Source organism: Flavobacterium sp. (genome assembly GCF_035299005.1).
In the GTDB taxonomy this organism is placed as follows: Bacteria; Bacteroidota; Bacteroidia; order Flavobacteriales; family Flavobacteriaceae; genus Flavobacterium.
On the sequence record NZ_DATGXL010000006.1, the window covers coordinates 62303 to 89047 of the forward strand.

At 32.7% G+C, this 26745-nt stretch carries 27 protein-coding genes; 10 read left to right on the plus strand and 17 right to left on the minus strand.

Annotation, left to right across the window (positions count from 1 at the left end; all coding sequences use genetic code 11):
• Positions 1–600 (plus strand): NUDIX hydrolase, encoded by a 600-nt coding sequence (locus VK164_RS03485; protein ID WP_324208016.1) that lies wholly within the window; start codon positions 1–3, stop codon positions 598–600.
• 1 nt (position 601) lies between these two features.
• Here VK164_RS03485 and VK164_RS03490 read toward each other — a convergent pair whose 3' ends face one another.
• Together VK164_RS03490 and VK164_RS03495 are read right to left on the minus strand one after the other, a co-directional pair.
• The gene (locus tag VK164_RS03490) at positions 602–1489 is read right to left on the minus strand and encodes a hypothetical protein (RefSeq protein ID WP_324208017.1); all 888 of its coding nucleotides are present in this window, start codon (positions 1487–1489) and stop codon (positions 602–604) included.
• Between the two features lie 16 nt (positions 1490–1505).
• Positions 1506–3230, minus strand: a complete 1725-nt coding sequence (locus VK164_RS03495; protein ID WP_324208018.1) for a M14 family zinc carboxypeptidase — start codon at positions 3228–3230, stop codon at positions 1506–1508.
• 95 nt (positions 3231–3325) lie between these two features.
• Here VK164_RS03495 and VK164_RS03500 point away from each other — a divergent pair, with 95 nt between their 5' ends.
• The 4 genes from VK164_RS03500 (at position 3326) to VK164_RS03515 (ending at position 5922) form a co-directional block, all read left to right on the plus strand.
• On the plus strand, positions 3326–4672 hold the full coding sequence (locus tag VK164_RS03500; RefSeq protein WP_324208019.1) for a DEAD/DEAH box helicase: 1347 nt from the start codon (positions 3326–3328) through the stop codon (positions 4670–4672).
• Between the two features lie 68 nt (positions 4673–4740).
• Entirely contained in the window at positions 4741–4986 is a 246-nt protein-coding gene (locus VK164_RS03505; RefSeq protein ID WP_324208020.1) for a type II toxin-antitoxin system ParD family antitoxin, read from the plus strand.
• The gene (locus tag VK164_RS03510; protein WP_324208021.1) at positions 4986–5285 is read left to right on the plus strand and encodes a type II toxin-antitoxin system RelE/ParE family toxin; all 300 of its coding nucleotides are present in this window, start codon (positions 4986–4988) and stop codon (positions 5283–5285) included. The genes VK164_RS03505 and VK164_RS03510 overlap by 1 nt, the downstream gene beginning before the upstream one ends.
• Position 5286: 1 nt before the next feature.
• Complete coding sequence (locus VK164_RS03515; RefSeq protein WP_324208022.1) at positions 5287–5922, plus strand: class I SAM-dependent methyltransferase; 636 nt, start codon at positions 5287–5289, stop codon at positions 5920–5922.
• Position 5923: 1 nt separating this feature from the next.
• Here VK164_RS03515 and coaD read toward each other — a convergent pair whose 3' ends face one another.
• Both coaD and VK164_RS03525 read right to left on the minus strand, forming a co-directional pair.
• Complete coding sequence (coaD, locus tag VK164_RS03520) at positions 5924–6382, minus strand: pantetheine-phosphate adenylyltransferase (RefSeq protein WP_324208023.1); 459 nt, start codon at positions 6380–6382, stop codon at positions 5924–5926.
• Positions 6383–6385: 3 nt separating this feature from the next.
• The gene (locus VK164_RS03525) at positions 6386–7360 is read right to left on the minus strand and encodes a D-alanine--D-alanine ligase (protein ID WP_324208024.1); all 975 of its coding nucleotides are present in this window, start codon (positions 7358–7360) and stop codon (positions 6386–6388) included.
• Between the two features lie 182 nt (positions 7361–7542).
• On the opposite strand from VK164_RS03525, the gene VK164_RS03530 reads away from it, so the two are divergent.
• Positions 7543–8211 (plus strand): PASTA domain-containing protein, encoded by a 669-nt coding sequence (locus VK164_RS03530; RefSeq protein WP_324208025.1) that lies wholly within the window; start codon positions 7543–7545, stop codon positions 8209–8211.
• Positions 8198–9238, plus strand: a complete 1041-nt coding sequence (locus VK164_RS03535; RefSeq protein ID WP_324208026.1) for an RluA family pseudouridine synthase — start codon at positions 8198–8200, stop codon at positions 9236–9238. The genes VK164_RS03530 and VK164_RS03535 overlap by 14 nt, the downstream gene beginning before the upstream one ends.
• Before the next feature lie 15 nt (positions 9239–9253).
• Here the strand turns inward: VK164_RS03535 and VK164_RS03540 are convergent, their stop codons facing one another.
• The 10 genes from VK164_RS03540 to truA all read right to left on the minus strand — a co-directional run bounded on the left by VK164_RS03540 (position 9254) and on the right by truA (position 19802).
• On the minus strand, positions 9254–10222 hold the full coding sequence (locus VK164_RS03540; RefSeq protein ID WP_324208027.1) for an MlaD family protein: 969 nt from the start codon (positions 10220–10222) through the stop codon (positions 9254–9256).
• 6 nt (positions 10223–10228) lie between these two features.
• Complete coding sequence (locus VK164_RS03545; RefSeq protein ID WP_324208028.1) at positions 10229–10978, minus strand: ABC transporter ATP-binding protein; 750 nt, start codon at positions 10976–10978, stop codon at positions 10229–10231.
• A 3-nt stretch (positions 10979–10981) separates the two neighbouring features.
• Positions 10982–11767: an ABC transporter permease gene (locus VK164_RS03550; protein WP_324208029.1), complete on the minus strand. Its 786-nt coding sequence runs from the start codon at positions 11765–11767 to the stop codon at positions 10982–10984.
• A gap of 540 nt (positions 11768–12307) precedes the next feature.
• Positions 12308–13042, minus strand: a complete 735-nt coding sequence (locus VK164_RS03555) for a heavy metal-associated domain-containing protein (RefSeq protein WP_324208030.1) — start codon at positions 13040–13042, stop codon at positions 12308–12310.
• 318 nt (positions 13043–13360) lie between these two features.
• Positions 13361–13801, minus strand: a complete 441-nt coding sequence (locus VK164_RS03560) for a 2-dehydro-3-deoxyphosphooctonate aldolase (protein WP_324208031.1) — start codon at positions 13799–13801, stop codon at positions 13361–13363.
• Positions 13802–13885: 84 nt separating this feature from the next.
• Positions 13886–14935, minus strand: a complete 1050-nt coding sequence (locus VK164_RS03565) for a DUF4062 domain-containing protein (protein WP_324208032.1) — start codon at positions 14933–14935, stop codon at positions 13886–13888.
• Between the two features lie 170 nt (positions 14936–15105).
• On the minus strand, positions 15106–15402 hold the full coding sequence (locus VK164_RS03570; RefSeq protein WP_324208033.1) for a hypothetical protein: 297 nt from the start codon (positions 15400–15402) through the stop codon (positions 15106–15108).
• Positions 15403–15658: 256 nt separating this feature from the next.
• Complete coding sequence (lpdA, locus tag VK164_RS03575; RefSeq protein WP_324208034.1) at positions 15659–17047, minus strand: dihydrolipoyl dehydrogenase; 1389 nt, start codon at positions 17045–17047, stop codon at positions 15659–15661.
• A 238-nt stretch (positions 17048–17285) separates the two neighbouring features.
• A complete protein-coding gene (locus VK164_RS03580) occupies positions 17286–19037 on the minus strand; it encodes an ABC transporter ATP-binding protein (protein ID WP_324208035.1) in 1752 nt (583 codons plus the stop codon).
• An 18-nt stretch (positions 19038–19055) separates the two neighbouring features.
• Positions 19056–19802: a tRNA pseudouridine(38-40) synthase TruA gene (gene truA / locus VK164_RS03585; RefSeq protein WP_324208036.1), complete on the minus strand. Its 747-nt coding sequence runs from the start codon at positions 19800–19802 to the stop codon at positions 19056–19058.
• A 110-nt stretch (positions 19803–19912) separates the two neighbouring features.
• On the opposite strand from truA, the gene VK164_RS03590 reads away from it, so the two are divergent.
• A complete protein-coding gene (locus VK164_RS03590) occupies positions 19913–20407 on the plus strand; it encodes a metallophosphoesterase family protein (RefSeq protein ID WP_324208037.1) in 495 nt (164 codons plus the stop codon).
• 73 nt (positions 20408–20480) lie between these two features.
• Here VK164_RS03590 and VK164_RS03595 read toward each other — a convergent pair whose 3' ends face one another.
• Positions 20481–20900, minus strand: a complete 420-nt coding sequence (locus VK164_RS03595) for a DUF4293 domain-containing protein (RefSeq protein WP_324208038.1) — start codon at positions 20898–20900, stop codon at positions 20481–20483.
• A 186-nt stretch (positions 20901–21086) separates the two neighbouring features.
• Here VK164_RS03595 and rho point away from each other — a divergent pair, with 186 nt between their 5' ends.
• Both rho and yaaA read left to right on the plus strand, forming a co-directional pair.
• Positions 21087–22862: a transcription termination factor Rho gene (gene rho / locus VK164_RS03600; RefSeq protein ID WP_324208039.1), complete on the plus strand. Its 1776-nt coding sequence runs from the start codon at positions 21087–21089 to the stop codon at positions 22860–22862.
• A 145-nt stretch (positions 22863–23007) separates the two neighbouring features.
• A complete protein-coding gene (gene yaaA / locus VK164_RS03605) occupies positions 23008–23766 on the plus strand; it encodes a peroxide stress protein YaaA (RefSeq protein WP_324208040.1) in 759 nt (252 codons plus the stop codon).
• Here yaaA and VK164_RS03610 read toward each other — a convergent pair whose 3' ends face one another.
• Both VK164_RS03610 and VK164_RS03615 read right to left on the minus strand, forming a co-directional pair.
• Positions 23767–24330, minus strand: a complete 564-nt coding sequence (locus tag VK164_RS03610) for an aminodeoxychorismate/anthranilate synthase component II (RefSeq protein ID WP_324208041.1) — start codon at positions 24328–24330, stop codon at positions 23767–23769.
• Entirely contained in the window at positions 24330–26732 is a 2403-nt protein-coding gene (locus VK164_RS03615) for an alpha-ketoacid dehydrogenase subunit alpha/beta (protein WP_324208042.1), read from the minus strand. Before VK164_RS03615 ends, VK164_RS03610 begins: the two co-directional genes overlap by 1 nt.
• Positions 26733–26745: the final 13 nt, after the last annotated feature.

A 26745-nucleotide genomic window follows, 5' to 3' on the forward strand; every position in this document is an offset into this window, starting at 1 on the left:
ATGTATAAAGTTTTTGTGAACGATAAGCCACTTTTTTTAACAAATCAGGTTCAAAAAGAAACTGATTTCAAACTTTTTTTATTAGAAAGTGTTGATATCAAGAAGTTGATTGTTAAAATATTTCAGAATAAAATTCAGAAGGCATTTTTGTATCATCCTGATGAGAAGTTAATCATGAAAACTCTTCGTGCCAAATTGCCTGTAGAAAAAGCTGGTGGCGGATTAGTTTATAACAAGGATGGCGACGTACTTTTTATTTTTAGAAATGGCAAATGGGATTTGGCAAAAGGAGGTATGGAAAAAAACGAAACTATAGAAGAAACCGCTATTAGAGAAGTAGAAGAAGAAACTGGAGTTACTGGATTAATAATCACCGAAAAACTGCAAAAAACCTATCATATTTTTAAACGCAACGGTCGCTATAAATTAAAAATTACCCAATGGTTTGAAATGCGTACCAAATTTGAAGGCACTCCAAAAGGTCAAGCCGATGAAGGTATTGATAAAGTAGAGTGGGTACATCCGGACAATATTAAGTTTCTTTTAGAGAACTCTTATGAAAATATCAAGTTGTTGTTTGAGGCGGAGAAGGTGGTTTAGATTAAAATTTATCAATTTGTTTAAGTTCCGCTTTTAAGGAATTAACTTTTTCTGATAATACTGAAGCATATGTGTAAAATTCTATGTCTTCAAATGTTTGATTGTAAAAGAGTTTTTTAAGATTATTACTTAAAAATAGCATAACTTCAATTTCTTTTTCAAAATTTTCATAAATATCTCTTTCAATTAAGCCTTTCCTAGCGTTTTCAATCTCTTGATGGATAGTTTCATCAAATGAATTTATAGCTATTGTATCATTGTTTTTTGTTAAAATTTTTTCAAAAGTATATAAAGAGTTTCTGAATAAGTTTTCAAATTTTATGTTGTAGTTATCCATTATTTCTTTGAATTTGTTTTTAAAGTTTTCTTCAATCTCATTTAAATATAAAAGCGTAATACATGAGTTTTCTTTGACAATGTCAGTAATTATAATATTTTCACTTCCAGCTTCTTCTTCAGTTCCCCAATAGATGTGTTTAATCAATTGTGTTTTTTTATTCTCTATATCGAATAGATGTCGAGTTTTCATTTTTCCATTGCTTTTTTCAGATGGATGCCCAAAAATTTTATTTCTTATATTTCTTATTTTATCATACTTTGAAAGAGAAAATTTTTGATTTATTCTTTCTAAAATAGAATTTTGAAGTGTTTGTACGCTATCTTGTTCAATGTAAATTGTTTGCATTATTCCAATCGTTTCAAGATGGTTTATTGATTTAATAGAATAGTACTCATATTTTGGTCTTTGTAAATCATTAATTATATGAAGAGAAGCACAAATAGCATCCCAATTCTGACCATGTTTAATATAATATTTTTGTACAATTGGCAAGTTAATCCATTTGAAAAAATCTTTAATTTTGCTTTCAATTTGATTTTCAATTTCCATAAACATTCATTATTGTTTAATTAAGCCTATAAACCGGATACTGTAAATGCGCTTTTTCATAATAAGGCGATTGTTTGTACACCCAATCTAATTGTGCTGCACCGTTTTCAGCGAAAGCTTTGTCGTTTTGTTTCTTTTGTTCTAATTCGGCTTTGATTTTTGGATTTTTGTCTAAGAATTCTTTTGCCAAATCTTCAAAAACATAACTTGAAAAATACTCTTTTTGTTGTAAAATAGGGTCGAAGAAGTTCCAATTGAAATAACTGTCCACCGCTTCTGGTTCCAACGTTTCTACTAAATATTTCACACCAGGCTGATTTGTATAAAACACATAATCGCCATAGTAAAACTGTATTTTTCGAGTGGATTTTGTCACTTTTGTATTGTAATGTCCGTAATGCCCTTCGTAAGGCGATTTTGAAGTTTGATAACTTTCAATTTTATACGATTCTACTTCAATAATCGTATCATTTTGAATACGATGCGCATTGATGTTGTTCAATTTCAAAATATCCAACACTTGCCATTGCGATTGCGGAATAACATACGCTTTCGGAATACTCACGAATTTCGTAGGTTTATAATTCCCATAAAACGGAATTTTCTTGGTAAACGGTTTGCTTTTATCGTAAAACAATCGATCTTTTCCTGAAATATCACTTGGTTTATAACCGCCTTGATAGCCTTTAAAATCAATATAAGACACTTTTGTCGAATCAATTATCCAATCTAATGGATATTCCATTCCTGCTTGATATTCGTTCAACGCTTCTTTTCGCATTTGTTTGATTTTTTGCCAATTCGTATCGGCGAAATTAATCGTGCTTACCATAAATTCGTAAGTCACTTTCACGCGTTCTTTGTATACTTTCAACATGTGCGTTTCTGGAACAAATCCTAAAGTGTGGAATAAAGTTGAATAACCTGTGGCATATCTTGGAGTATCGGTAAATTGCTCGAACCCTTTGTCAGGCATATCTCCATGAATATTCACATACGGCACCACATCGATTTTCTTTTTATTCATGTCTTTCACCACCGAAGGATACAATTCGTTGATGAAATAATTACCTAATTTGTTTCCCAAACGTTCCTGTTGGGTTGCAATACAAGTAAACGTATATTGATAATCAGCACCATTGGAAACGTGGTTGTCTAAGAAAATATCAGGATTTAATTCGGTAAATAGTTTTTGAAAACTTCTTGAGTTTTTAGTGTCTGATTTAATGAAATCGCGATTCAAATCATAATTTCGAGCATTTCCTCTAAAACCATATTCTTCCGGACCGTTTTGATTGGCTCTTGAATGTGAATTTCGATTCAACATTCCACCAACACTATAAACAGGAATAGCAGCGATTAAGGTATTTTTAGCAGTTTTTATTTTTCCCATGGCCAAATCACGCATTAACATCATAGTAGCGTCAATTCCGTCAGGTTCACCCGCGTGAATGCCGTTGTTTATTAAAATTACAGCTTTATTTCTAGTAAAATATTCATCAAAATCAAATTTACCTTCGCTTGAAAAAAGTACTAAATGCAATGGTTTTCCGCTATCGGTTGTGCCTTTGTGAATCATTTGAATGTTGGCATAACTTTCGTCTAATTTTTCATAAAACGCAATACATTCTTCATAAGTAGTAGATTGATTGCCATTACCACGTTCAAAAGGTGTGATGAAATTGTTTTGCGAAAACACGGAAATCGAGAAGAAAAGCAAACTTATTTTAAAAAAATGCATAGCAGAATTGAATTTGATTTTCAAAAATAAAGAATCTTTTTGAGGTAGAATTTTATAATTCGTAATTTTTAATTAATTGGCTTTATCTTTGCCGCATGAGTCAAAATCCATATTCCAACAATGTACTATTGAATCTTGGTATTCAAAGTTTGAACAAAATGCAAGAGGTAGCACAACATGCTATTTTGAATGAAGATAATATTTTATTGCTTTCTCCAACTGGTTCGGGGAAAACATTAGCGTTTTTGTTGCCTATTTTTCAATTATTAGAAGAAAACGTAAAAGGTGTGCAATGCTTAATTTTAGTACCTTCACGCGAGTTAGGTTTGCAAATCGAACAAGTTTGGAAAAAAATGGGCACGCATTACAAAGTCAATACGTGTTATGGAGGACATTCGATTGATATTGAAATCAATAATTTGAGCAATCCACCAGCGTTGTTAATTGGAACACCAGGAAGAATTGCCGATCATTTAGACCGAGGAAGTTTTGCTACCGATAACATTAAAACTTATGTTTTAGACGAATTTGATAAATCGTTGCAATTGGGTTTTCATGAAGAAATGTCTTATATCATTGGAAAAATAACCAGAGCCAACAAGCGAATTTTAGTTTCTGCTACTTCGGGCGTGGAAATTCCAAAATATACCAAAGTAATTGATCCAAAAGTAATCGATTTTATTCCGAACCAAAAACAGAATGATAATTTAGATGTTCGCATCGTTTTTTCGAAATCGAAGGATAAAATTGATTCGTTGTTTCAGTTGATTTGTTCTTTAAACTCTGATGCTGCCATTATTTTTTGTAATCACAGAGAAGCGGTAGAACGCATTCATGAAATGTTAACTCAAAAAGGCATTATTTCTACATACTATCACGGCGGATTAGATCAAGACGAACGAGAACGTGCCTTAATTCAGTTCAGAAATGGCAGTGTTTCCTATTTGATTACAACCGATTTAGGTGCAAGAGGTTTGGATATACCTGAAATGAAACACGTAATTCATTACCATTTACCCGCAAAAGAAGACGAATTTACCCACAGAAATGGAAGAACGGCTCGTATGTTAGCAACCGGAACTGCTTATGTACTGATTCATGAAACGGAAAAGAAATCCGATTATTTTGATTATGGCAAACGTAGATTAGATGTTTCCAATTCGAAATCGTTGCCCAAAGCACCTTTATATCAAACGCTTTACATCAGCGGAGGAAAGAAAAACAAGTTGAATAAAATTGATATTGTAGGTTTCTTTTCGCAAAAAGGAAAACTAGAAAAAGATGATATTGGATTAATCGAAGTCAAAGATTTTATTTCGTTTGTAGCGGTGAAATATCCAAAAGTGAAATCGTTATTGCAAAACATCAAAGACGAAAAAATGAAAGGGAAGAAGTATAAAATTGAAGTAGCGAGAAAGGTGATTAAGAAAGAGGAGGAGTAGTTTTTTTAAAATTAATTAAAATTATTTGCAATAAATACCAATTCTTGGTATATTTGATAAAAAAAGTTATGGCACGAAATACTTCCATATTATTAGGTGAATATTTTGAAAAATTTATTAATGAACAAATGGCAACAGGAAAATATACTTCTGTTAGTGAGGTTGTTAGAGCGGCTTTAAGAGTGTTTGAACAAGAAGAAAGTAAATCAAAGTCATTAATTAATGAGCTTAAAATAGGAGAAAAAAGCACAAAAATTAAAAATTTTGATCGAAACAAAAATTTAGAACAACTTAAAGCAAACTTTCAAAAATAATGTCAAATTATATACTAAGCGAACAAGCGCTGGATGACGTTAATAAAATTTGGATTTACACCGCAGAAAATTGGTCTATTGAGCAAGCAGACCGTTATTATAATTTAATTTTTGATGAAATTGAATATATAGTAGCAAATTTTGAAATGGCTCGTGACTTCGGAACAATTAGGAAAGATTATCGATGTTCTAAAGTTAAGTCACATTTGATATTTTTTAGAATAACTAAATCCAAAGAAATTGAAGTTGTAAGAGTTTTACATGAAAGAATGGATGTTGAAATTAGATTAAGCGAATAAAATGACTTCTCCAATCTGCCCATTGTGTAATTCCACAGCAACGGTTTTTTGCGAAAAGCCAAAGCATTTGTTTTATAAATGCGATACTTGCGATGGAATTTTCAGACCAACACACACTTTTTTAACCGCTGAAGCTGAGAAGGAGCATTACGAAAAACACAATAATGATGTTTTTGACGAGCGGTATCAAGCGTTTGTTTCACCTATAGTTGACGCTGTTTTATACGATTTTTCTCCAGAAGCTAAAGGTTTGGATTTCGGTTCAGGGACGGGTCCAGTGATTGCTAAAATGTTAACCGATAAAGGTTATCAAGTACAGAATTACGATTTATTTTTTGCAAATGATATATCTCTTTTGAAGCAAAAATACGATTACGTTTCGTGTTGCGAAGTAATGGAACATTTTCATCATCCGTATCAAGAATTTGAATTACTGAAAAGTTTATTACTTCCAAAAGGTAAGTTGTATTGCAAAACAGCCATTTACAACAATCAAATGCCTTTTGAAAATTGGTATTACAAAGATGATTTTACACATGTTTTCATTTATCAACCCAAAACATTGGAATGGATAAAAACCGAATTTCACTTTTCGAATTTAAGAATTAAAGAGAAATTGATTGTGTTTGAAAATTAATCTATTTCTTAGCTAAAACCGATTCAGGAACTAATTGTGCGATATCACCACCATTTCTTAACACATCACGTACAATACTGGATGAAATAAATGAAGTTCTAGCAGCCGTTAATAAGAAAACCGTTTCAATTTTCGACATCACACGATTGGTGTGTGCAATGGCTTTTTCAAATTCAAAGTCGGCAGGATTTCTTAATCCGCGTAAGATGAATTCTGCGTTTTCTTTTTTGCACAAATCGATGGTTAGTCCTGAATAGGTGATGACTTTTACTTTTGGTTCGTCTTTAAAGGCTTCTTCAATAAAGCGTTTTCTATCTTCTAAGGAGAACATGTATTTTTTTTCAGCATTAACACCAATAGCTACAATAACTTCATCAAACAATGAAACGCCTCTTTTGATAATATCGTAATGTCCGTTGGTAATTGGGTCAAATGATCCTGGAAATATTGCTTTTTTCATATCTTACTTCTTTAAAGCCAATTCAATAGCGTTTTCAAACAATTCAGGTAATGAAATTCCCGCTTCGCGAGCTTGTTGTGGAAGAATACTTTCGGTGGTTAGACCTGGAATAGTATTCATTTCCAACATGTGTGGTTCGTTGTTTACAATAATGAACTCACTTCTTGAGAAACCTTTCATTTTCAATACTTCGTAAGCTCTTTTAGCAACTGTTTCGATTTTTACTTTCAATTCTTCCGAAATTCTTGCTGGGGTAATTTCCTTTGATTTGCCTAAATATTTCGCTTCGTAATCAAAAAAGTCGTTTTCGGATACGATTTCCGTAATTGGTAAAACGGTAATAGTTCCTTTATAGTTAATTACTCCCACTGAAACTTCTGTTCCGTCCAAGAAACTTTCAATAATGATTTCGTCGTCTTCTTTATATGCGTTTTCAATAGCTGGAAGAAATTCTTCTTTCGTTTTTACTTTTGAAATTCCGAAACTTGAACCTGATTTATTTGGCTTTACGAAACAAGGTAAACCAACTTTAGCCAAAATGGCGTCTACGTTAATTTCGTCGCCCAAATTCAAATAATATGATTCTGCTGTTTTTATTCCGTATGGTTTTAAAACAGATAGCATATCACGTTTATTAAACGTTAATGCCGCTTGGTAATAATCACATGATGTTTGTGGCATATTGATTAATTCAAAATAGGCTTGTAGCAACCCATCTTCTCCAGGTGTGCCGTGAATGGCATTGAAAACGACATCAAAGTTGATTTTTGTTCCATTTACAGTTACTGAAAAATCATTTTTATCAACTGGAAATTCGGAGTCATTTTCATCTACATATACCCATTTTTCTTTGAAAATGTGAATGCGATATGGATTAAATTTTGCACGATTAATGTTGTTAAATACAACATTTCCACTGGTTAATGATATTTTATATTCGCTGGAATAACCTCCCATTACGATGGCTACGTTTTTCATGTGTTGCTTTCTTATTTAAGTATAACAAAATTACATTATTTATTGAGATTTTTACAGATTTATAATAAATCCGATAGGAAATATTTTTCAATAACTTTCGTTTTTAACTTTCATATAAAACAAAGTGTTTAGAAACCTATAATGTTTTCAATTTTTATATCTTTGCTGAAATATCTTATTGTATGAGTTTATTTAAATATTTGACGAGTAGAACATTTTTTCTTCAAGCAGCAATTGCAGCATCTATTGTGGCTGCTTTTACTTTTTTATTGATTTTGTTTTTGGACTTTAGAACCAATCACGGCGAAGAAATCAAAGTGCCCGATTTATCTAAAATGAAATTAGAAGTTGCGGAAGAGAAATTAAACGAGATTGATTTAGAAGTATTTTTATTAGATACGGTTGATTTCAACGCCGATTATCCACCATTTACTATTTTGGAGCAAGATCCAAAAGCTGGAAGTTTAGTAAAAGATGGTCGAAAAATTTATGTAAAATTAAATGCTGGAGAATTCACAAATATTGAAATTCCTGAATTTAAAGATAAAACGTTTAGACAAATTTCGGCTACTATAAAATCATTGACTTTAAAAGAAGGTAAAATTACTTACAAACCGCATATTGCAAAAGATGTAGTTTTACAAATCTATCAAAACGGAAGACGTTTGAGAGCAGGTGATATTGTTAAAAAGAATTCAACATTAGATTTTGTATTAGGAGACGGGAAAGAAGTATTTAACGAAGAAACATTTAGTTCAGAAGAACCATCAGATACTTTACCTCCAGCAGAAGAAACAAATCCTGAAGATGTAAAACCTGAAGAATTTAAAGAGAATAATGGCGGAATATAAGGTTGAGAATGAATTAGAAGATGAGTTATATGAGCATCATCGTTTTGAAGCAGCTAAAGGGCAATCGCCTTTGCGTGTGGATAAATTTTTGATGAACATGATTGAAAATACAACTCGAAATAAAATACAGCAAGCGGCAGAGTCTGGTTCTATTTTAGTAAATGATGTTGCGGTAAAATCCAATTATAAAGTAAAAGCAGGTGATGTGGTGCGTTTAGTATTGGCACATCCTACTTATGAGCAATTGTTGACGCCGGAAAATATTCCGTTAGATATAGTATATGAAGATGACCAATTGTTGGTTATAAACAAACCAGCAGGAATGGTTGTGCATCCAGGTCATGGAAATTATTCAGGAACTCTAGTCAATGCATTGGCTTATCATTTTGAAAATTTGCCAATGAATAGTTCAGAACGACCAGGATTGGTTCATCGTATTGATAAAGATACGACAGGACTTTTGGTTGTAGCTAAAACGGAACATGCAATGGCATATTTGACCAAACAGTTTGCTGAAAAAACATCAGAAAGGGAATACGTTGCCTTGGTGTGGGGAAATATTGAAGAAGATGAAGGAACGGTGGAAGGCAATATAGGACGTGATGATACCAATAGAATGCAAATGGCAGTTCATGAAAGTGATGAGAAAGGAAAACCAGCCGTTACACATTATAAAGTTTTAGAGCGTTTTGGTTATGTAACCTTGATTTCATGTCAATTAGAAACGGGTAGAACACACCAAATTCGTGTACATATGAAACATATTGGACATACGCTTTTTAATGACGAACGTTATGGTGGTGATGCGATATTGAAAGGAACAACTTTTACAAAATACAAACAGTTTATTGATAATTGTTTTAAAACCTTACCAAGACAAGCGCTTCATGCGAAAACTTTGGGTTTTGAACATCCCATCACAAAAGAATTTTTGCGTTTTGATTCACCTATTCCACAAGATTTACTGGATTGTATTGAGAAGTGGCGAGTATATTCAAAGGCTCAAACTTTTTCTGAAGATGAATAGAAAAAAAGCGAAAAATTATTTTTTCGCTTTTTCTTTTTCTAGTTTTTTGAAATACCCTCTAAATAAGAAATTATGTTTGAGAGCTTCTAAATCTTCATTCAATTTTATACTTGCTTTATTGATATTGTTCATTGTGGAATCAATCTTTTGGACTAATTCTGGATTGTTTGATAAATAATTTAAAGCACCTTTTCCGTCTTTTATATTTACTACAGTTGCATTTAAGTTGGTTACTACTTTGTCAATCTCTACACTCGATTTTTCTAAGTTAGTAATAATTGTTTTCATTTTTGTAGCAACTTCTTTATCATTTATTACTCCAATAACATTATCTTTTTGATTCAAGGATAAAATAATTTGGTTCAAATTGGCAACCGATTCTGCAGTTCCTTTCGTGGTTTTCTTTAAATAATGAATGGTTTCTTTTAAATCTTGAGCCATTATTGTATCGTTAATTAATAATCCTGCTGTACCATTTCCTTTGGTAATCTCTTGTGTAATTTTTAATAAATCAGCGGTCAATAAAGCGGCATTTTCATTGGTTACATTTAGTGTTTCTAGCATTGCATCTGCACCAATTCTACTGTAAGATTTTAATGTATCTCCATTTGCAACCAATTGCGAAACTCCTTTGCCTGGAATGATATTGACAATCATATTTCCTACCAATCCATCTGAATTAATAGTTGCAATTGCATTTTTTTTGATATGCGTCATGATTTTGGTATCAATTAACATTTCAACGGTTACTGTGGTATCGTTAATCATTTCAATGGCTTTAACGGTTCCAATATCAATTCCGGCATATCTAACATTATTGCCTACCTGCAAGCCATTAATGTTAGCAAAAACTGCTTTTAAATTTGAAGTATTACCAAATAAATTTTGCTTATTGCCAATAAAGTAAATGGCAGCAAAAAATAAGATAGAACCAATGATGATAAATAAACCTAAACGTATTTTTTGATTATCTGTTTTTTCCATAATTCATTATTTAAAAAAAGCTTGCACTTTTGGATCGTCTGAAGCGTTTAATTCTTCAAAAGTTCCTTCTATATAATTTATTCCATCAATTAATAATATCATTCTGTTTGCAATTGCTTTGGCGCAATCTACATCGTGAGTGATGATAATAGATGATGTGTTGTATTTTTCTTGAATAGACTTCATCAAAAGTATAATTTCTTTTGAAGTAATGGGGTCTAAACCTGTTGTGGGTTCGTCGTATAAAATTATTTTGGGTTTTAAAATAAGTGTTCTTGCTAAAGCAATTCTGCGCTTCATTCCACCTGAAAGCTCGTTTGGCATTAAGTTGATAGCATTGGCTAAACCTACACTTTCTAATGCTTCAATAACTAATGGCGTAGTATCTTTTATTTTTCCAAATTTTTTGGTGTGTCTTCGTAACGGGAATTCTAAATTTTCTCTTACTGACATTGAATCATACAAAGCACTTCCTTGAAATAGAAAACCAATTTCAGTACGAAGTTCATCAATAGCAACTTGTTCCAAGGTATTTATTTCTTTATTCATCACCGAAATGGTGCCACTATCAGGAGTTTCTAAACCGATTAAGCATTTAATCATTACCGATTTCCCCGAACCCGATTTTCCCATGACTACTAGGTTTTCCCCTTCATTTAAAACCAAATTAAAACCATCCAATACTTTGTTGGTACCAAAGGTTTTATGCAAATCTTTGATTACGATGATGGGTGTTTTAGAAGAATCGTTTGTCATGGTTTATACTTTATAAAAAATATTGGTTATAAAAACCGCAATAAAATCAATTATGAATAGGAGCATAGAGGTATACACAACGGCTGCATTGGCTGCTTTTCCTACACCAGCGGTTCCTTTTTTACAATTATATCCTTTGTAGCAACCTATTAATCCAATAGCAAAACCAAAGAAAAAGGTTTTAAGAGTTGCCGGTACTATATCGCTATATTCTAAAATATTGAAAACTTGATTAAAATACAATTGAAACGAAACATTGTCTTTTACATTTTCTACTAAGTAAGAGCCATAAATAGCCAATACATCGCCAAAAATCACCAAAAGAGGTAACATCAAAGTAGTGGCTAAAATGCGTGTAATTACTAAATATTTGAAAGGATTAGTGCCCGAAACTTCCATAGCATCAATTTGTTCGGTGACTTTCATGGAACCTAATTCGGCACCAATGCCTGAACCAATTCTTCCGGCGCAAATTAAAGCAGTAATGATAGGGCCAATTTCTCTAATTATAGAAACACTAACCATAGAAGCCATCCATGAAACAGCGCCAAATTCTTGTAGGGTAGGACGTGATTGCAAGGTAAAAACTAGTCCAATGATAAAACCCGTTACACCTACTAAAAACAGCGAACGATTACCTATATAATAGCATTGACGCAAGAACTCTTTAAATTCATAGGGAGGAAACAGGAATTCTTTAAAAAACCGACCCGCAAAATAGGATATTTCGCCTACTTCTTTTAAGAAAGATTTTATCACTTCAATTATGTTTGCGAAATATTTTTTCATGAAGCATCTTAATTACAACCAAATATAGTGATTTTTAATCAGATAAAATAGGATATGTGTAAGAGAACTAGTAAAAAAATCCGACTTGTGGTGGAGTCGGATTTTGTCTTATGGGTATGGATTGCGAATTTGTACTAATGGAGTAGAGGAAGCGAATTGTTTTTTCTTCATTTCTGTATTGATTTTTGCATTCGTACGGATAAAAAAATAAATTCCCCTAGGGAAATTAACTGATTTCCCTAGGGGAATTAGTTAATTCCTGTACAGCAATTGTATGAATCCCCTAGGGGAATTGATATTAAGATACTGACCAGAGCAAAAAAAGGTACTGAAAAATGAACATAAGCTTACTTTTTAATAAGCATAAAAAATATTAGAACAAAAAATCCGACTTGTGGTAGAGTCGGAGTTGAGTTTTGTTTGTTTTATCGGCACGGATTGTAAATCCCCACTACCGAGTAAAACCAGACTTCTCATAGGATTACATATATATAAATAGCAATTAAATTTGAAATCGGATTGAAAAGGTATTTTTTTGTTTTACATTAAAGCAAGAATCATAAAACCACTCATTACAATCATTAGCGCATCTTCAATAATGGTAACGGTGCTCATGGGTAAATTAAATACAGCTCCTAAACAAGCACATTGAATTTTTTTCTTATTCAATACCGCTTGTAAAACACCAATGATGCTAATTGTCATTACAATGAAAGTGATACTATTTGTAAGTAATGGAAAAATATTTGAAAGAAATGAAAGTCCCAAACCAAATTCAATAAAAGGATATAAATATGCCCAAAAAGGAATTTTTTTAGCAACAATATCATACATTTTATAACTTTCAGCAAAACCATTTAAGTCAAGAAACTTGAAAAATGAAAAAACCAAAAAGAAACCACCCATAAAATGATTCATCCATTTCATGACAACTTGGTTGATTTCCATTTCATTGATTTTTATACTTTGAATTGCCATTATTGAAGTAACAATTATGATATAAAAAAAGATTAACAAAATAGGTTTGTAGGTGTTGAACCAACTTTTCTCTTCTTCTTTTATTTCATCTTCAAGAATAGTTTCAATGTTGTATTTTGTGCCTAAAGCTATCTTTAAATCATTTAGAGGAACGTGTTTTTTCATTGTAATTATTGCCAATTCGGTATCTTTAGAAACGGTAGCAGAAGTTATATTTTCAACTTGTAATAACGAACTGGTTACTTTTTCTTCGCAACTTGAGCATGTCATACCCGTAATTTTATAGGTGTGTTTCATTTTAATATGATTTAATAAGTAGCCATAAAGTTACAGTAAAAAAATCCGTTTTGAAGTACCAAAACGGATTTAGATTATTTTATTGTTTCAATTAGCAGTAAGCAAAGCTAATTTTAATGAAGGTGAAACACTTATATAACTTTAGGTTTGATTTATATATTTCACAGCTTAAAAAAAAGGCAACTTGTGGTAGCGTTGGATTTGGTTAATATTTTACTTTGTGGGCACGGATTGTAAATCCGCGCTATCGGGTTTTCCGAAGGAAAATCCGGAAGAAGCCATTGAAGCAAACCGCTGTTAGCCGACGTTGTATCTTTATTATTTTTTTGAAGTCAAACCTACTGGAATCATTAAACTATCTTTATCATACATATTGATGTAAATCTGTAAAGTATCATTAATGCCTTCCCAATATACTTTATATATATCAAGCGAGCCTTTGAGTCCCGGTTCCACATTTGGAGTTTCAAAAAGACAACAGCTCCCGTCTCTATAAAATCTAACGGTTTCACCATTTGGACCTTTTAAAGCGCTCAAAAATCTTCGTTCACTTTTTGGTCCTATACTTTCGGAACGACCTCCAACCTTAATTGGATTTGATTCGGTATAACCATAGCTTTTATCAGAACTTTGTTCAATCAAATGAAAGTAGTCTAATTCAACCTGTTCTTCTTTTTCTAAAAGCGCTTTTTCCAGCTGCTTTTGTTTATTATCGCAAGAAAGAAAGAATAGTAAAATTAAGGAAAGATATGTTTTCATTAGGTAGTTTTTTACAATGTTTGCTAACGTTTTGCAAATAGGCGCACGGCAATAGCTGGCGCTTATTTGCTGTTAGACTCAGTATTAATAAAACGTAATTTCTTTTATAATCTCTATTCTAGAATTTTGGGAAAGTTGTCTATAAGCATCAAATCCTTTTTCGATAATTTCAACTAGATCTGGATTTTCATCGAAAGGCTCATTCGATTCCACCCAACGAATTGGAACAGCCGAATTGTTAGAATTGTTTCTAACTATATAAAGCAACTTTCCATCGTTATTCAGATCTAATGAAGTATATTCCATATCACTAATTGTTCTTAGAAAATATTTCACCCAATCATCATCCTCTTTTATAACAACAAATTGCTCTAATTCTTTTTGGTCTCTCTTCCGTAATGAAAAACCTAAATTTTGTGTTAGAGCAAGCCAAAACTTTTTGGCTTTTGTTTGATTTTCAATATTCAGCAAAACCGCTTCTGATTTTTCAGGTTCAACTTTTCTGTAAATATTTTCAATTATTTCTTCAGTTTTTTCACTTATTGCAGTAAGGTTTCTCAATAATGACCTTGTTTTATCAGATTCAATTTTATTTTTTCTGTCCCACAAAAAATCATAAAACATGCCTGCGAATTGCTTTTTCAAGATTGTCTTTATATCCCTTGCAAACTCAAATTCGAAGAGACCATTGTTGATATTAGATCTTCTAATTGAATTTATAAATTCAAAAATATTTTTTGCATATTTTTGATCAGATATTGCTGTATACTCAATCTCTTTATCTTTGTTCTTCTCATACATAAAATGATTGCCATAAACATCTCTACTGACAAAAGTTATAATTGGCAAATTCAACTCTTTGGCTGCTGAATATTCAGCATTTACAATTGATTTAGTAGTGTCATATTTATATTTCCCGCCAAATCTTCCTCCGATTATTAAAACGAATAATTGACAACTTTCAATTTCCTTTAAACATGCTTCATGTGTATGTAGGTCAGGATGATAGAAAACATCATTTTTGTCACTAAATATTGGTATGTAACCCAACGAATCAATGAATTCGTAGAGGTTGTCTCTTATCTCCTTTAAATCATAACACGTTGAACTTACAAATACTTTCGGTGCAGCCATTTTTTTATTGTTTATGTTCTATTTTATTGAGTCTAACGTTCCGCCGCTTCTCGTCAGTTGCGAACTGCGGAACTGCGTACTTTCTGCTAAAATAAGATTTTCCAGCGGAAAATCAACAATCGGCTTAAGCAAAATTCGCAATTGCGAGAAACGGCTGTTATAGCCAGTTTTTATCTCACTAAACTGTCAATTATCACTATCAAAATCATTATTACAAGCACAATTCCAGCAACTTTCAAATACAACTTTTGCGCTTTCTTTCCATCGCGATAATCAGAAATCTGAATTGTTTCTGTGTGAGCAATTATTTCATTTTCCACAAAAATTTTATCAAGCTTTATTCTGTCAACATCTTGAATGAAATATCTAATTCCATTTTCAAACATTGGTTGGTTTTCAATGTCACAATAATATTCCACTTTCTGCTTTTCCAGTTCACTTTCAAACGTTATTTTGTCTTTCGGCAAAACGTAAATTTTGAAATGATTTTTGAATAATATCTCGGGATTGTTTTCTTGCACTTGGTTTCTCTAAAAATTGGCTATAACTAGTATATACTCGCATGTTTTAAACACAAATCTTGTCTATTTTGCAAGATTGGCGCAATACATTTGCGTTTCTCAAATATAATCAATTTTTCCTACAAACCTTTTCCAAGTTATCAACAAAAAATCCGACCTGCTTTCACAAATCGGATTTAATCTATTTTCTATCTTCTAAAGACTACAAGTGAATCACTTCACCATAAGCATCAGCTACAGCTTCCATTACCGCTTCACTCATGGTAGGGTGAGGGTGAACTGCTTTTAAGATTTCGTGTCCTGTAGTTTCTAATTTACGTGCTACAACGGCTTCTGCAATCATATCAGTAACGCCGGCACCAATCATGTGGCAACCTAACCATTCGCCATATTTTGCATCAAAAATTACTTTTACAAATCCGTCTGGAGTTCCAGCTGCTTTTGCTTTTCCTGAAGCTGAGAATGGGAATTTACCAATTTTTAATTCGTATCCTTTTTCTTTCGCTTGTTTTTCGGTCATACCCACAGAAGCAATTTCTGGAGTCGCATAGGTACAACCTGGAATGTTTCCGTAATCTAACGCTTCTACGTGTAAACCTGCAATTTTTTCAACACATAAAATACCTTCCGCTGAAGCAACGTGTGCTAAAGCTTGTCCTGGCGTTACATCACCAATTGCGTAGTAACCTGGAACGTTTGTTTGGTAATAGGCGTTTACTAAGATTTTATCTCTATCGGTAGCAATACCTGTTTCTTCTAATCCAATGTTTTCGATGTTGGTTTTAATTCCAACCGCTGATAATAAGATATCTGCTTCTAAAACTTCTTCTCCTTTTGCTGTTTTAACGAATGCTTTCACTCCGTTTCCAGAAGTATCAATTCTTTCCACAGAAGAGTTTGTCATTACGTTGATTCCTGCTTTTTTCAACGAACGCTCAAATTGTTTTGAGATGTCTTCGTCTTCTACTGGAACTACGTTTGGCATGAATTCTACAATCGTAACTTCTGTTCCCATGGCGTTATAGAAATGCGCAAACTCAACTCCAATCGCACCAGAACCTACTACAATCATTTTCTTTGGTTGCTCAGGTAATGTCATTGCTTGACGGTATCCAATTACTTTTTTACCATCTTGTGGTAAGTTAGGTAATTCGCGAGAACGAGCCCCTGTTGCAATAATGATATGATCAGCTGAGTATTCAGTAACTTTTCCATCAGCAGCAGTAACGTCAACTTTTTTACCTGGTTTTATTTTACCAAAACCATCAATCACGTCGATTTTATTTTTCTTCATTAAGAATTGAACGCCTTTACTCATTCCTTCTGCTACGTCTCTTGAACGTTTTACAACAGCATTAAAGTCTTTATCAAACTCTTTTACAGTTAATCCATAATCTGAAGCATGTTTTAGGTAATCAAAAACTTGAGCTGATTTTAATAATGCTTTTGTTGGGATACAACCCCAATTCAAACAAATTCCACCCAAATTTTCTTTTTCGATAACGGCTACTTTGAAGCCTAATTGTGATGCTCTAATAGCAGTTACATATCCACCAGGACCACTTCCTAAAACAATGATATCGTATTTCATTTTTAAAAGTATTTCAGTTTTATTTATAAGTTGCGAATTTAAGGAAATAAAATTAAATAAACTTCAAAATTCAAATTCCAAAATTCAAATAAATTATAATTTCAGGGCATTGATTTAAGAAATTTTAAAAATCACTAAAATTTTTTAAATCTGTGTTCTCAAGAAAAAAATGTAAGTTCAAGTTATGTTTGACAGCATGATAAACTGTGACTGCGACTGAAGACTGCGACTAAGAAAACTATTCCACTTCAACCGCAAATTGCGAATCATACAATTTCTTGTAATATCCATTTGTTTTCATCAACAATTCTTGATGGGTGCCTTGTTCCACAATTTGACCTTTGTCCATTACAATAATTTTACTTGCATTAACAATGGTTGCTAAGCGATGTGCAATCACAATCGAAGTTCTGTCTTTTGTAATGGTTTCTGTAGCTTTTTGAATTAATTCTTCAGAATGCGTATCGATTGATGAGGTTGCTTCATCCAAAATCAAAATACTCGGATTACTTACATACGCTCTTAAAAAGGCAATCAATTGGCGTTGACCAGAAGATAACATCACACCGCGTTCTTTTACGTTATAATCGTAGCCTTCGGGTAATGTCATGATAAAATCGTGCACACCGATTTTTTTGGCAGCAGTAATAACTTCTTCTCTCGAAATGGTTTCGTTATGCAGCGTAATATTGTTGTAAATAGTATCTGAAAACAAGAAAACATCTTGTAAAACAATAGCAATTTGTTTGCGAAGGCTTTCTAAAGTATATTCGTTGATATTGCGGTTGTCGATAGTAATTTCACCTGAATTGATTTCGTAAAAACGATTCAATAAATTGATGATAGTTGATTTTCCAGCACCGGTACTTCCAACTATAGCAATGGTTTCTCCAGGTTGTACTTGAAGATTGATTCCTTTTAAAACTTCTTCATTTTTGATGTAACTGAAACGAACGTCTTTTAATTCGATAGTTCCTTTAAAATGCGAAGCTACAATGGTACCGTTATCTTGAACATTATCTTCGGTATCTAAAATTTCGAACACTCGGTCGGCAGCGATAATTCCCATTTGCATTACATTAAATTTATCTGCAATTTGACGTAATGGATTAAATAACATATTGATTAACATAGTGTAAGCGAATAAGTCACCCACAGTTGTCATTGTATCTCCATTAATTATCGAAATACCAGCATAATAAACAATTGCTCCCAATGTTAATGAGGAAACAATATCAGCAATAGGGAAGAAGATAGAGTTGTACAAAATGTTTTTTAACCAAGCGACATTATGTTTTTGATTAATTTCTTTAAATTTTTCTAATTCAATCTTTTCTCTATTGAACAATTGTACGATTTTCATACCGGTTAATCGTTCTTGAACAAAAGTATTTAGATTAGCAACTTCATTTCTAACATCATTGAAAGCTACTTTCATTTTCTTTTGAAAAATATCAGTTGCATAGATTAAAACAGGCATTGCAAGTAGCACAATTATTGATAGTTTCCAATTCATGAAAAACATAATGACTAAAATAACAATCATTTTTAGCACATCACTTACAATCATAAATAAGCCTTGACTAAAAATACTGGCAATGGATTCAATATCTGAAACCGAACGAGTAACTAATTTTCCAACAGGTTCAGTGTCAAAGTACTTCATCTTAAAAGAAGTAATGTGTTTGAATAGTTTATCACGTAAGTCTCTAATGATGTCTTGTCCTAACCAGTTGGCCCAATAGGTGAAGTAGAATTGTGCTAAAACCTCGAGCAATAGCACAACAGCCATAATAATTACATATAGTAATAAGCCATATTTATCTTCTGGTTTGATGTATTCATCAACCGTTTGTTTTAATAAATAAGGTCTAGCAGCAGCGAAAATAGAAAGTAATATTGCCCAAACAATTACCCAATTGAACCTTTTTTGATAAGGCTTGGTATAGTGTAATACTTTTTTTAATGAATTGGATTTTATTAACTTCATTGATTTGTTTTTCTTTCTCTATATTTTGTTTTTTATGTACGGATAGGCAACATTCACTAGATACAACCCATGTGCCGGGACTGAAAATCCTGCTTTTCCTCTGTTTTTACTTTCGATAATGGTTCTTAAATCGGCTATTTCAATTTTACCTAAACCAATATTTACCATGGTTCCCACAATTGCTCTCACCATATTGCGTAAGAATCTATCGGCAGTGATGGTAAAGATAAGTTGATTTCCCATTTGTTTCCAATATGCTTCTGAAATTTTACAATTAAAGGTGTTTACATCAGTATGTACTTTTGAAAAGCATTCAAAATCGATGTATTCAAACAAAATTTTACAGGCATCATTCATTTTTTCTATATCCAAATGATGGGAATGATACCAACTGCCGTCAGTAATAAATGCATCTTTAAACGTGTGCATATAATATTCGTAGGTTCTTGAAGTAGCATCAAATCTAGCGTGAGCATCTTCGTGAACAGGGATAATTCTATAAATTACTATTGATGGCGGCAAAAACGAATTTAATTTGTGTGTCCAATAATCAGATTCCAATTCTAATTCGGTTTCAAAATGAGCATACATTTGTTTGGCATGCACACCTGAATCGGTTCGCCCAGCACCCACAATTGCAATAGTTTCTCTTAAAAGTGTAGAAAGTGCTTTTTCCAGAGTTTCTTGTACCGACGAAGCGTCAGGCTGGCTCTGAAATCCGTGGAAGTTTTTTCCGTTATAGGCAAATTCTATGAAATATCTCAATTTGAAAGTGTATATTGTATAATGAATATCGTATTTTGTGCTTGCAAATTTACAAAATTCAAAAGTAAAGTTCCTTCCAAATTCTGATAATAAAAACTTAATTTTGCTTTATGAAGAAAATTTTACTTTTATCAGATACCCATAGCCATATCGATGATGCTATTTTAAAATATGTAAACCAAGCCGATGAAGTTTGGCATGCTGGTGATATAGGTGATTTAGCAGTTACTGATGCGATTAAAAAGTTAAAGCCTCTTCGTGGTGTCTATGGAAATATTGATGATGATAAAGTGCGTATGGAATTTCCGTTGAACAATAGATTTTTTTGCGAAGGTGTCGAGGTTTGGATTACGCATATTGGCGGTTATCCAGATAAATACAATCAAACTATTCGTGCAGAAATCACTAAAAATCCTCCAAAGTTGTTCGTCTGTGGTCATTCACACATTTTAAAAGTGCAATTTGATAAGAAACTGAATTTACTACACATGAATCCAGGCGCTTGTGGAAAATATGGATTTCACCAAGTTAGAACCATGTTACGTTTTGAAATTGAAGGCAATAAAATTCAGAATTTAGAAGTGATTGAGTTGGGGAAGAAATAGTGTTCAGTTTAAATAAAAAAATCCGAAACTTTCGAATCGGATTTTTACGCACTAATAAACTAAGATGATAGGTTTATCGTAATCGATCAACAGATTTTACGAGATCTTCGTCCTTTTTTATTGCCTTGTTTGCCAAGACTAATAAAACGATAGAAATTGCAGGAAGAAACATCCCAATACCCTTCTCTGAAACCAAGGTTCCTCCGGATAAGTTTAGCGAGCGATACACAAAAAATCCTAGTAAAATAAAGTTTAATATCATGTTCAATCTGTTTAAAACAAATTGATTTTGTCTCTTTTTAAAACTAAATATACTAATAATAGTTAAAATTGTAACCAAACCAAATAACATTAAATACAATGCAGAAGAAGTTATAAAAACCGCAGTGGATTGATTATCAGTTTTTAGCGTCCATAATTCAAAAACAAAAGGCAAGGCTCCAGTGACAATTGCACTAAGCGCCATATAAAGTGATTGAATACGTTGTAACATTATTTTCTTTTTTGATTAAGCAAAAATAGTATTTCTTTTTAATTTAAACTATTGTTATTTCCAAATTTATTCGTACTATTGCATAGTATTAGTCGTAAGTACTTCATTCTGCGACACCTTACACTACAAAAAAAATCTTATCATTTTTTGTTTTAATCAACCAACCATTTTATTCAAAATATATCCATGTTTGATATTGAAGTATTAAAAGAGATGAAACTCTCTGATTTGCAAGAAATTGCAAAAGTAGCTAAAATTAATAAGTACCGCTCGTTAAAAAAAGACGACTTGGTGTATCAAATTTTAGACTTGCAGGCCGCAAAACCTGAAGTAATTAAATCAGAAATTCCAGCAACAGAACAACCTAAAGAAAAAAGAGCTAGAATTTTACCAAAAAAAGAAGCAAACAAGTCGCCACAAATTAAAAAAGATTTGTTTTCTCAACCTTTAAAAGATTTGCCAATAGAAACAAAATCTGAAAAAAAGGAGGTTGTAGAAGAAATTAAGGCAACCGAGCCAAAAGAATTTACTCCCAAGCCTAATAATAAGTTGCCTCGTAAAGAATTTAAAGAAAAGAAATCTTTACCGCATAAAGTTAACAAAGAAGAAGCTCCAAAAACTGTAACAGAATCCACAGAAACTTCTGAAGTTACAGAAACTACTCAAAACGAGAAGAATACGCCTAAAAATCCTAATTATAAAGCGAATCAAAACAATCCAAACCATCCTGATTACAAGAAAAACAATGGTAATGAAGGGAATAATGGAAATAATGGGAACAACGGCAATACCAACAAGAATCCACATCAAAATAAAAAACAAAATTTTAGAGAACCTGATTATGAGTTCGATGGAATTATTGAAAGTGAGGGTGTTTTAGAAATGATGCCCGATGGCTATGGATTTTTACGTTCGTCAGATTATAATTATTTAGCATCTCCTGATGATATTTATTTATCTACGTCTCAAATTCGTTTATTTGGATTGAAAACAGGAGATACTGTTAAAGGAGTAGTACGTCCGCCAAAAGAAGGCGAAAAATATTTCCCATTAGTAAAAGTGTTGAAAATCAATGGTCATGATCCCCAAGTAGTTCGTGATAGAATTTCGTTTGAACATTTAACACCAGTTTTTCCAACAGAAAAATTCAATTTAGCTGATAGAAATAGTACTGTTTCTACACGCATTATTGACTTATTTTCTCCAATAGGAAAAGGGCAACGTGGTATGATCGTAGCCCAACCAAAAACAGGTAAAACGATGTTGTTAAAAGATGTTGCTAATGCAATTGCTGCAAATCATCCTGAAGTTTATCTGATAGTTTTATTGATTGATGAGCGTCCTGAGGAGGTAACCGATATGCAAAGAAGTGTAAGAGGAGAAGTAATTGCTTCCACTTTTGATAGAGAGCCTCAAGAGCACGTAAAAATTGCCAATATTGTATTAGAAAAGGCAAAGCGTTTAGTAGAGTGTGGTCATGATGTTGTAATTTTATTAGACTCAATTACACGTTTAGCAAGAGCATATAACACAGTTCAGCCAGCTTCTGGAAAAGTGTTGAGCGGTGGTGTGGATGCAAATGCATTGCAAAAACCAAAACGTTTCTTCGGAGCTGCACGGAATGTTGAAAATGGAGGTTCGCTAAGTATTATTGCAACTGCATTAACAGAAACAGGTTCTAAAATGGATGAAGTTATCTTCGAAGAATTCAAAGGAACTGGTAATATGGAGTTACAATTAGATAGAAGAATTGCAAACAAACGTATATTCCCAGCAATTGACTTGGTTTCTTCAAGTACGCGTCGTGATGACTTGTTGTTAGATGAAAATACAATTCATAGAATGTGGATTATGCGTAAATATTTAGCTGATATGAACCCAGTTGAAGCTATGGACTTTATTCATGATAGATTTAAGAAAACCAGAAATAATGAAGAATTTTTGATTTCGATGAATCAATAGATAAAAAACTCCGATGAAAATCGGAGTTTTTTATGCGATAAAGTTTATTTAAAGGGTATTTATTGTGGCATAAAAAAAACTTATTGTTCTCATCATCCAACATCTGTATAATTTCGTATTTTTGAAAAACAGAAAGAAAACGACTATGAAAATTGTTATATCGCCAGCTAAATCATTAAACTACGAAACTCAATTACCAATTACTACTTTTACTGAATCGGCATTTTTGTCTAAAGCAGCAACTATTCAGAAAACTTTAAAAAAGAAAAAGCCTAAGCAATTGATGGAGCTTATGGATATTTCAGATAAGTTAGCCGAATTAAATTGGCAACGAAATCAAGAATGGAGTTTACCTTTTTCTTCTGAGAATGCACGTCCAGCGGTATATGCTTTTGATGGAGATGTTTATACGGGTTTGGGTGTTTATTCATTACCAACTGAGAAAGTTGCGATTTTACAAGAAAAGCTTAGAATTTTATCGGGTTTATATGGTATTTTAAAACCTTTAGATTTGATGCAACCCTATCGTTTAGAAATGGGAACTAAAATCCAAGTAGGCACAAAGAAGAACTTATATGAGTTTTGGAAAAAAACAATTACAGATACTTTAAATAAAGAGCTCTCAAAAGGAGAATTATTTATCAACTTAGCGAGTAATGAGTATTTTAGTGCTGTAGATACAAAATTGTTGAAGGTTCCTATAATTACACCTGAATTTAAAGATTATAAAGACGGAAAACTAAAAATGATAAGTTTCTTTGCTAAAAAAGCTAGAGGACTAATGGTTCGCTATATTATAGATACCAATGCAGAAACTATTGATGATTTGAAAGGTTTTAATTATGAGGGTTATGCATTTGATGCCAATTTAAGCAAAGGAAATACTTTAGTTTTTACAAGATAATTAATTGGAAATCCAGTTTTTTAAGATTTGCTTTCCATAAGGTGTCATGATACTTTCAGGATGAAATTGTACTGCTTTTACATCATAAACAATGTGTTTTAAAGACATAATTTGTTGATTTGTATCAACAGCGGTTATTATTAAATCTTCTGGTAAATTTATTTTATTTACAACCCATGAATGGTATCTTCCTACAATAATTTCACTTGGAATATCATGAAAAAGTGTATCATTTTCAATTATAAAAATTTTGGTTGCAACACCATGATACACTTTTTCAAGATTTATTAAATTTCCTCCAAAAACTTCTCCAATTGCCTGTAAACCAAGACAAATTCCTAAAATGCTTTTGGTTGGAGCATATTTTCTAATTATTTCTTTTAACAAGCCAGCTTCATCAGGAATTCCTGGTCCTGGCGATAAAAGTATTTTTTCAAATTTTTCTAAATCTGCTACTTCTAATTCGTCATTTCTAAATACAGTAACTTCCACATCCAAATCCTCTAAATAGTGAACCAAATTGTAGGTAAAGCTATCGTAATTATCTATGACAGCAACTTTCATTAATATAAATTTGGATATTTTGTTGGATTTGCCTCGTTCATAATCGCATATACTTTTTCAAAAATGTCTTCTGCAGAAGGTTTTGAGAAGTAATCACCATCGGTTCCGTAAGCAGGACGGTGTGCTTTTGAAGCCAATGTTTGCGGTGCGCTATCTAAATGTTGATAGGCTTTTTGATTTTCTACAATTTCTTGTAAAATATAAGCACTTGCTCCACCTGGAACATCTTCATCAATTACTAATAAACGATTTGTTTTTGCTACCGATTTTACAATATCATGATTGATGTCGAAAGGTAATAACGATTGAATATCAATAATTTCAGCGCTAATTCCAATCGATTCTAATTCGTTTGCCGCTTGTTCTACCAAACGTAATGTTGAACCGTAAGAAACTAACGTAATATCTGTTCCTTGTTTAATCGTTTCAACTACTCCGATTGGTGTTTTGAATTCGCCTAAATTTGTTGGCATTTTTTCTTTTAAGCGGTAGCCATTCAAGCATTCTACAACCAATGCTGGTTCGTCTGTTTCTAATAAAGTGTTATAAAAACCAGCAGCTTTAGTCATGTTTCTAGGAACTAAAACGTGAATTCCTCTTACCGCATTGATAATCATTCCCATTGGTGAACCTGAATGCCAAACGCCTTCTAAGCGGTGACCACGAGTTCTGATGATTAACGGTGCTTTTTGACGACCAGCCGTTCTGTATTGTAATGTTGCTAAATCATCACTCATAATTTGAATAGCATACAACAAATAATCTAAATATTGAATTTCAGCAATTGGACGCAATCCTCGCATCGCCATTCCTATACCTTGACCAAGAATTGTAGCTTCACGAATTCCTACATCTGCAACACGTAATTCTCCGTATTTTTCTTGCATGCCTTCCAAACCTTGGTTTACGTCACCAATGTTTCCTGAATCTTCACCAAAAATTAAGGTTTCAGGATATTTTGAAAAGATAGCATCGAAGTTGTCTCTTAAAACCAAACGAGCATCTACATCCTCAGCAGTTGCATCGTAAGTTGGAGCCACTTCTTTCGTTTTTAAAACCGTTTTATCGGATTGAGAAAACAGATGAGAACTAAACTTTGGCTGAATTTTTTCTGTGTAATTTTCTATCCATGTAGCTAAAGTTGCACGAGAATTTTCTTTGATAATTATGCGCAACACTTTACGAGCTGCTACTAAAATATCTTTACGAATTGGTTCTTTTATTGAAGCAACATCATTAGCTATTTTTTCAATAAATACTTTATTTTCACTTTGTGAAGCGATTGTGTTTAATAAACCAACTAATTCTTGTTGTTCTGCTTTTATTGGGGCTGTGAAGTTAGTCCAAGCTACTTTTTTGCCTTCTAAAACGTCTTTTTTAGCTTGGTTATCAATTTCGTCTAATTCTTCAGATGTAGCGATATTGTTTTCAATTAACCAAGTTTTCATTTTAGCTAAACAGTCAAATTCTGCTTCCCAAGCTAAGCGTTCTGCGTTTTTGTAGCGTTCATGACTTCCAGAAGTAGAGTGACCTTGCGGTTGTGTTAATTCTTGCACGTGAACTAAAACAGGAACATGTTCTTCACGCGCAATTTGTGATGCTTTTTGATAGGTTTCAACTAATGCTGGATAATCCCACCCTTTAACGCGTAATATTTCGTAACCGTTATTTTCTTCATCACGTTGGAAACCTTTTAAGATTTCAGAGATATTTTCTTTTGTAGTTTGATGACGTGCGTGAACTGAAATTCCGTATTCGTCATCCCAAACGCTCATTACCATTGGTACTTGTAAAACACCAGCAGCATTGATGGTTTCGAAGAACAAACCTTCAGAAGTTGAAGCATTTCCGATAGTTCCCCAAGCTACTTCGTTTCCGTTTTCGGAGAAGTTAGTTTGGTTAATACCAGAAACATTTCTATATATTTTTGAAGCCTGAGCTAATCCTAATAGTCGAGGCATTTGCCCAGCAGTAGGAGAGATGTCGGCACTCGAATTTTTTTGTCGTGTTAAGTTTTTCCAATTACCATTTTCGTCAAGCGAATGTGTAGCGAAGTGACCGCCCATTTGACGACCAGCACTCATTGGATCAAAATTAATATCAGTATGACCATACAAGCCAGCGAAGAATTGCTCGATATTCATAGCACCAATTGCCATCATGAAAGTTTGGTCACGATAGTATCCTGAACGGAAATCTCCGTTTTGAAATGCTTTTGCTAATGCCAATTGAGGTACTTCTTTGCCATCGCCAAAAATTCCGAATTTTGCTTTACCAGTTAGCACTTCGCGTCTTCCAAGTAAACTACATTCTCTACTAATTGTAGCTATTTTATAATCGTTGATTACTTCTTTTTTAAAATCTTCAAAAGACACTACTTCAGCTGTTGTTGATGTATTCATATAAGTCAAATCA

Excerpts from the sequence above, each read along its gene's own strand:
- VK164_RS03485 (WP_324208016.1), top strand. The coding sequence starts at position 1 with ATGTATAAAGTTTTTGTGAACGATAAGCCACTTTTTTTAACAAATCAG.
- VK164_RS03490 (WP_324208017.1), bottom strand. The coding sequence starts at position 1,489 with ATGGAAATTGAAAATCAAATTGAAAGCAAAATTAAAGATTTTTTCAAA.
- VK164_RS03495 (WP_324208018.1), bottom strand. The coding sequence starts at position 3,230 with ATGCATTTTTTTAAAATAAGTTTGCTTTTCTTCTCGATTTCCGTGTTT.
- VK164_RS03500 (WP_324208019.1), top strand. The coding sequence starts at position 3,326 with ATGAGTCAAAATCCATATTCCAACAATGTACTATTGAATCTTGGTATT.
- VK164_RS03505 (WP_324208020.1), top strand. The coding sequence starts at position 4,741 with ATGGCACGAAATACTTCCATATTATTAGGTGAATATTTTGAAAAATTT.
- VK164_RS03510 (WP_324208021.1), top strand. The coding sequence starts at position 4,986 with ATGTCAAATTATATACTAAGCGAACAAGCGCTGGATGACGTTAATAAA.
- VK164_RS03515 (WP_324208022.1), top strand. The coding sequence starts at position 5,287 with ATGACTTCTCCAATCTGCCCATTGTGTAATTCCACAGCAACGGTTTTT.
- coaD (WP_324208023.1), bottom strand. The coding sequence starts at position 6,382 with ATGAAAAAAGCAATATTTCCAGGATCATTTGACCCAATTACCAACGGA.
- VK164_RS03525 (WP_324208024.1), bottom strand. The coding sequence starts at position 7,360 with ATGAAAAACGTAGCCATCGTAATGGGAGGTTATTCCAGCGAATATAAA.
- VK164_RS03530 (WP_324208025.1), top strand. The coding sequence starts at position 7,543 with ATGAGTTTATTTAAATATTTGACGAGTAGAACATTTTTTCTTCAAGCA.
- VK164_RS03535 (WP_324208026.1), top strand. The coding sequence starts at position 8,198 with ATGGCGGAATATAAGGTTGAGAATGAATTAGAAGATGAGTTATATGAG.
- VK164_RS03540 (WP_324208027.1), bottom strand. The coding sequence starts at position 10,222 with ATGGAAAAAACAGATAATCAAAAAATACGTTTAGGTTTATTTATCATC.
- VK164_RS03545 (WP_324208028.1), bottom strand. The coding sequence starts at position 10,978 with ATGACAAACGATTCTTCTAAAACACCCATCATCGTAATCAAAGATTTG.
- VK164_RS03550 (WP_324208029.1), bottom strand. The coding sequence starts at position 11,767 with ATGAAAAAATATTTCGCAAACATAATTGAAGTGATAAAATCTTTCTTA.
- VK164_RS03555 (WP_324208030.1), bottom strand. The coding sequence starts at position 13,042 with ATGAAACACACCTATAAAATTACGGGTATGACATGCTCAAGTTGCGAA.
- VK164_RS03560 (WP_324208031.1), bottom strand. The coding sequence starts at position 13,801 with ATGAAAACATATCTTTCCTTAATTTTACTATTCTTTCTTTCTTGCGAT.
- VK164_RS03565 (WP_324208032.1), bottom strand. The coding sequence starts at position 14,935 with ATGGCTGCACCGAAAGTATTTGTAAGTTCAACGTGTTATGATTTAAAG.
- lpdA (WP_324208034.1), bottom strand. The coding sequence starts at position 17,047 with ATGAAATACGATATCATTGTTTTAGGAAGTGGTCCTGGTGGATATGTA.
- VK164_RS03580 (WP_324208035.1), bottom strand. The coding sequence starts at position 19,037 with ATGAAGTTAATAAAATCCAATTCATTAAAAAAAGTATTACACTATACC.
- VK164_RS03590 (WP_324208037.1), top strand. The coding sequence starts at position 19,913 with ATGAAGAAAATTTTACTTTTATCAGATACCCATAGCCATATCGATGAT.
- VK164_RS03595 (WP_324208038.1), bottom strand. The coding sequence starts at position 20,900 with ATGTTACAACGTATTCAATCACTTTATATGGCGCTTAGTGCAATTGTC.
- rho (WP_324208039.1), top strand. The coding sequence starts at position 21,087 with ATGTTTGATATTGAAGTATTAAAAGAGATGAAACTCTCTGATTTGCAA.
- yaaA (WP_324208040.1), top strand. The coding sequence starts at position 23,008 with ATGAAAATTGTTATATCGCCAGCTAAATCATTAAACTACGAAACTCAA.
- VK164_RS03610 (WP_324208041.1), bottom strand. The coding sequence starts at position 24,330 with ATGAAAGTTGCTGTCATAGATAATTACGATAGCTTTACCTACAATTTG.
- VK164_RS03615 (WP_324208042.1), bottom strand. The coding sequence starts at position 26,732 with ATGAATACATCAACAACAGCTGAAGTAGTGTCTTTTGAAGATTTTAAA.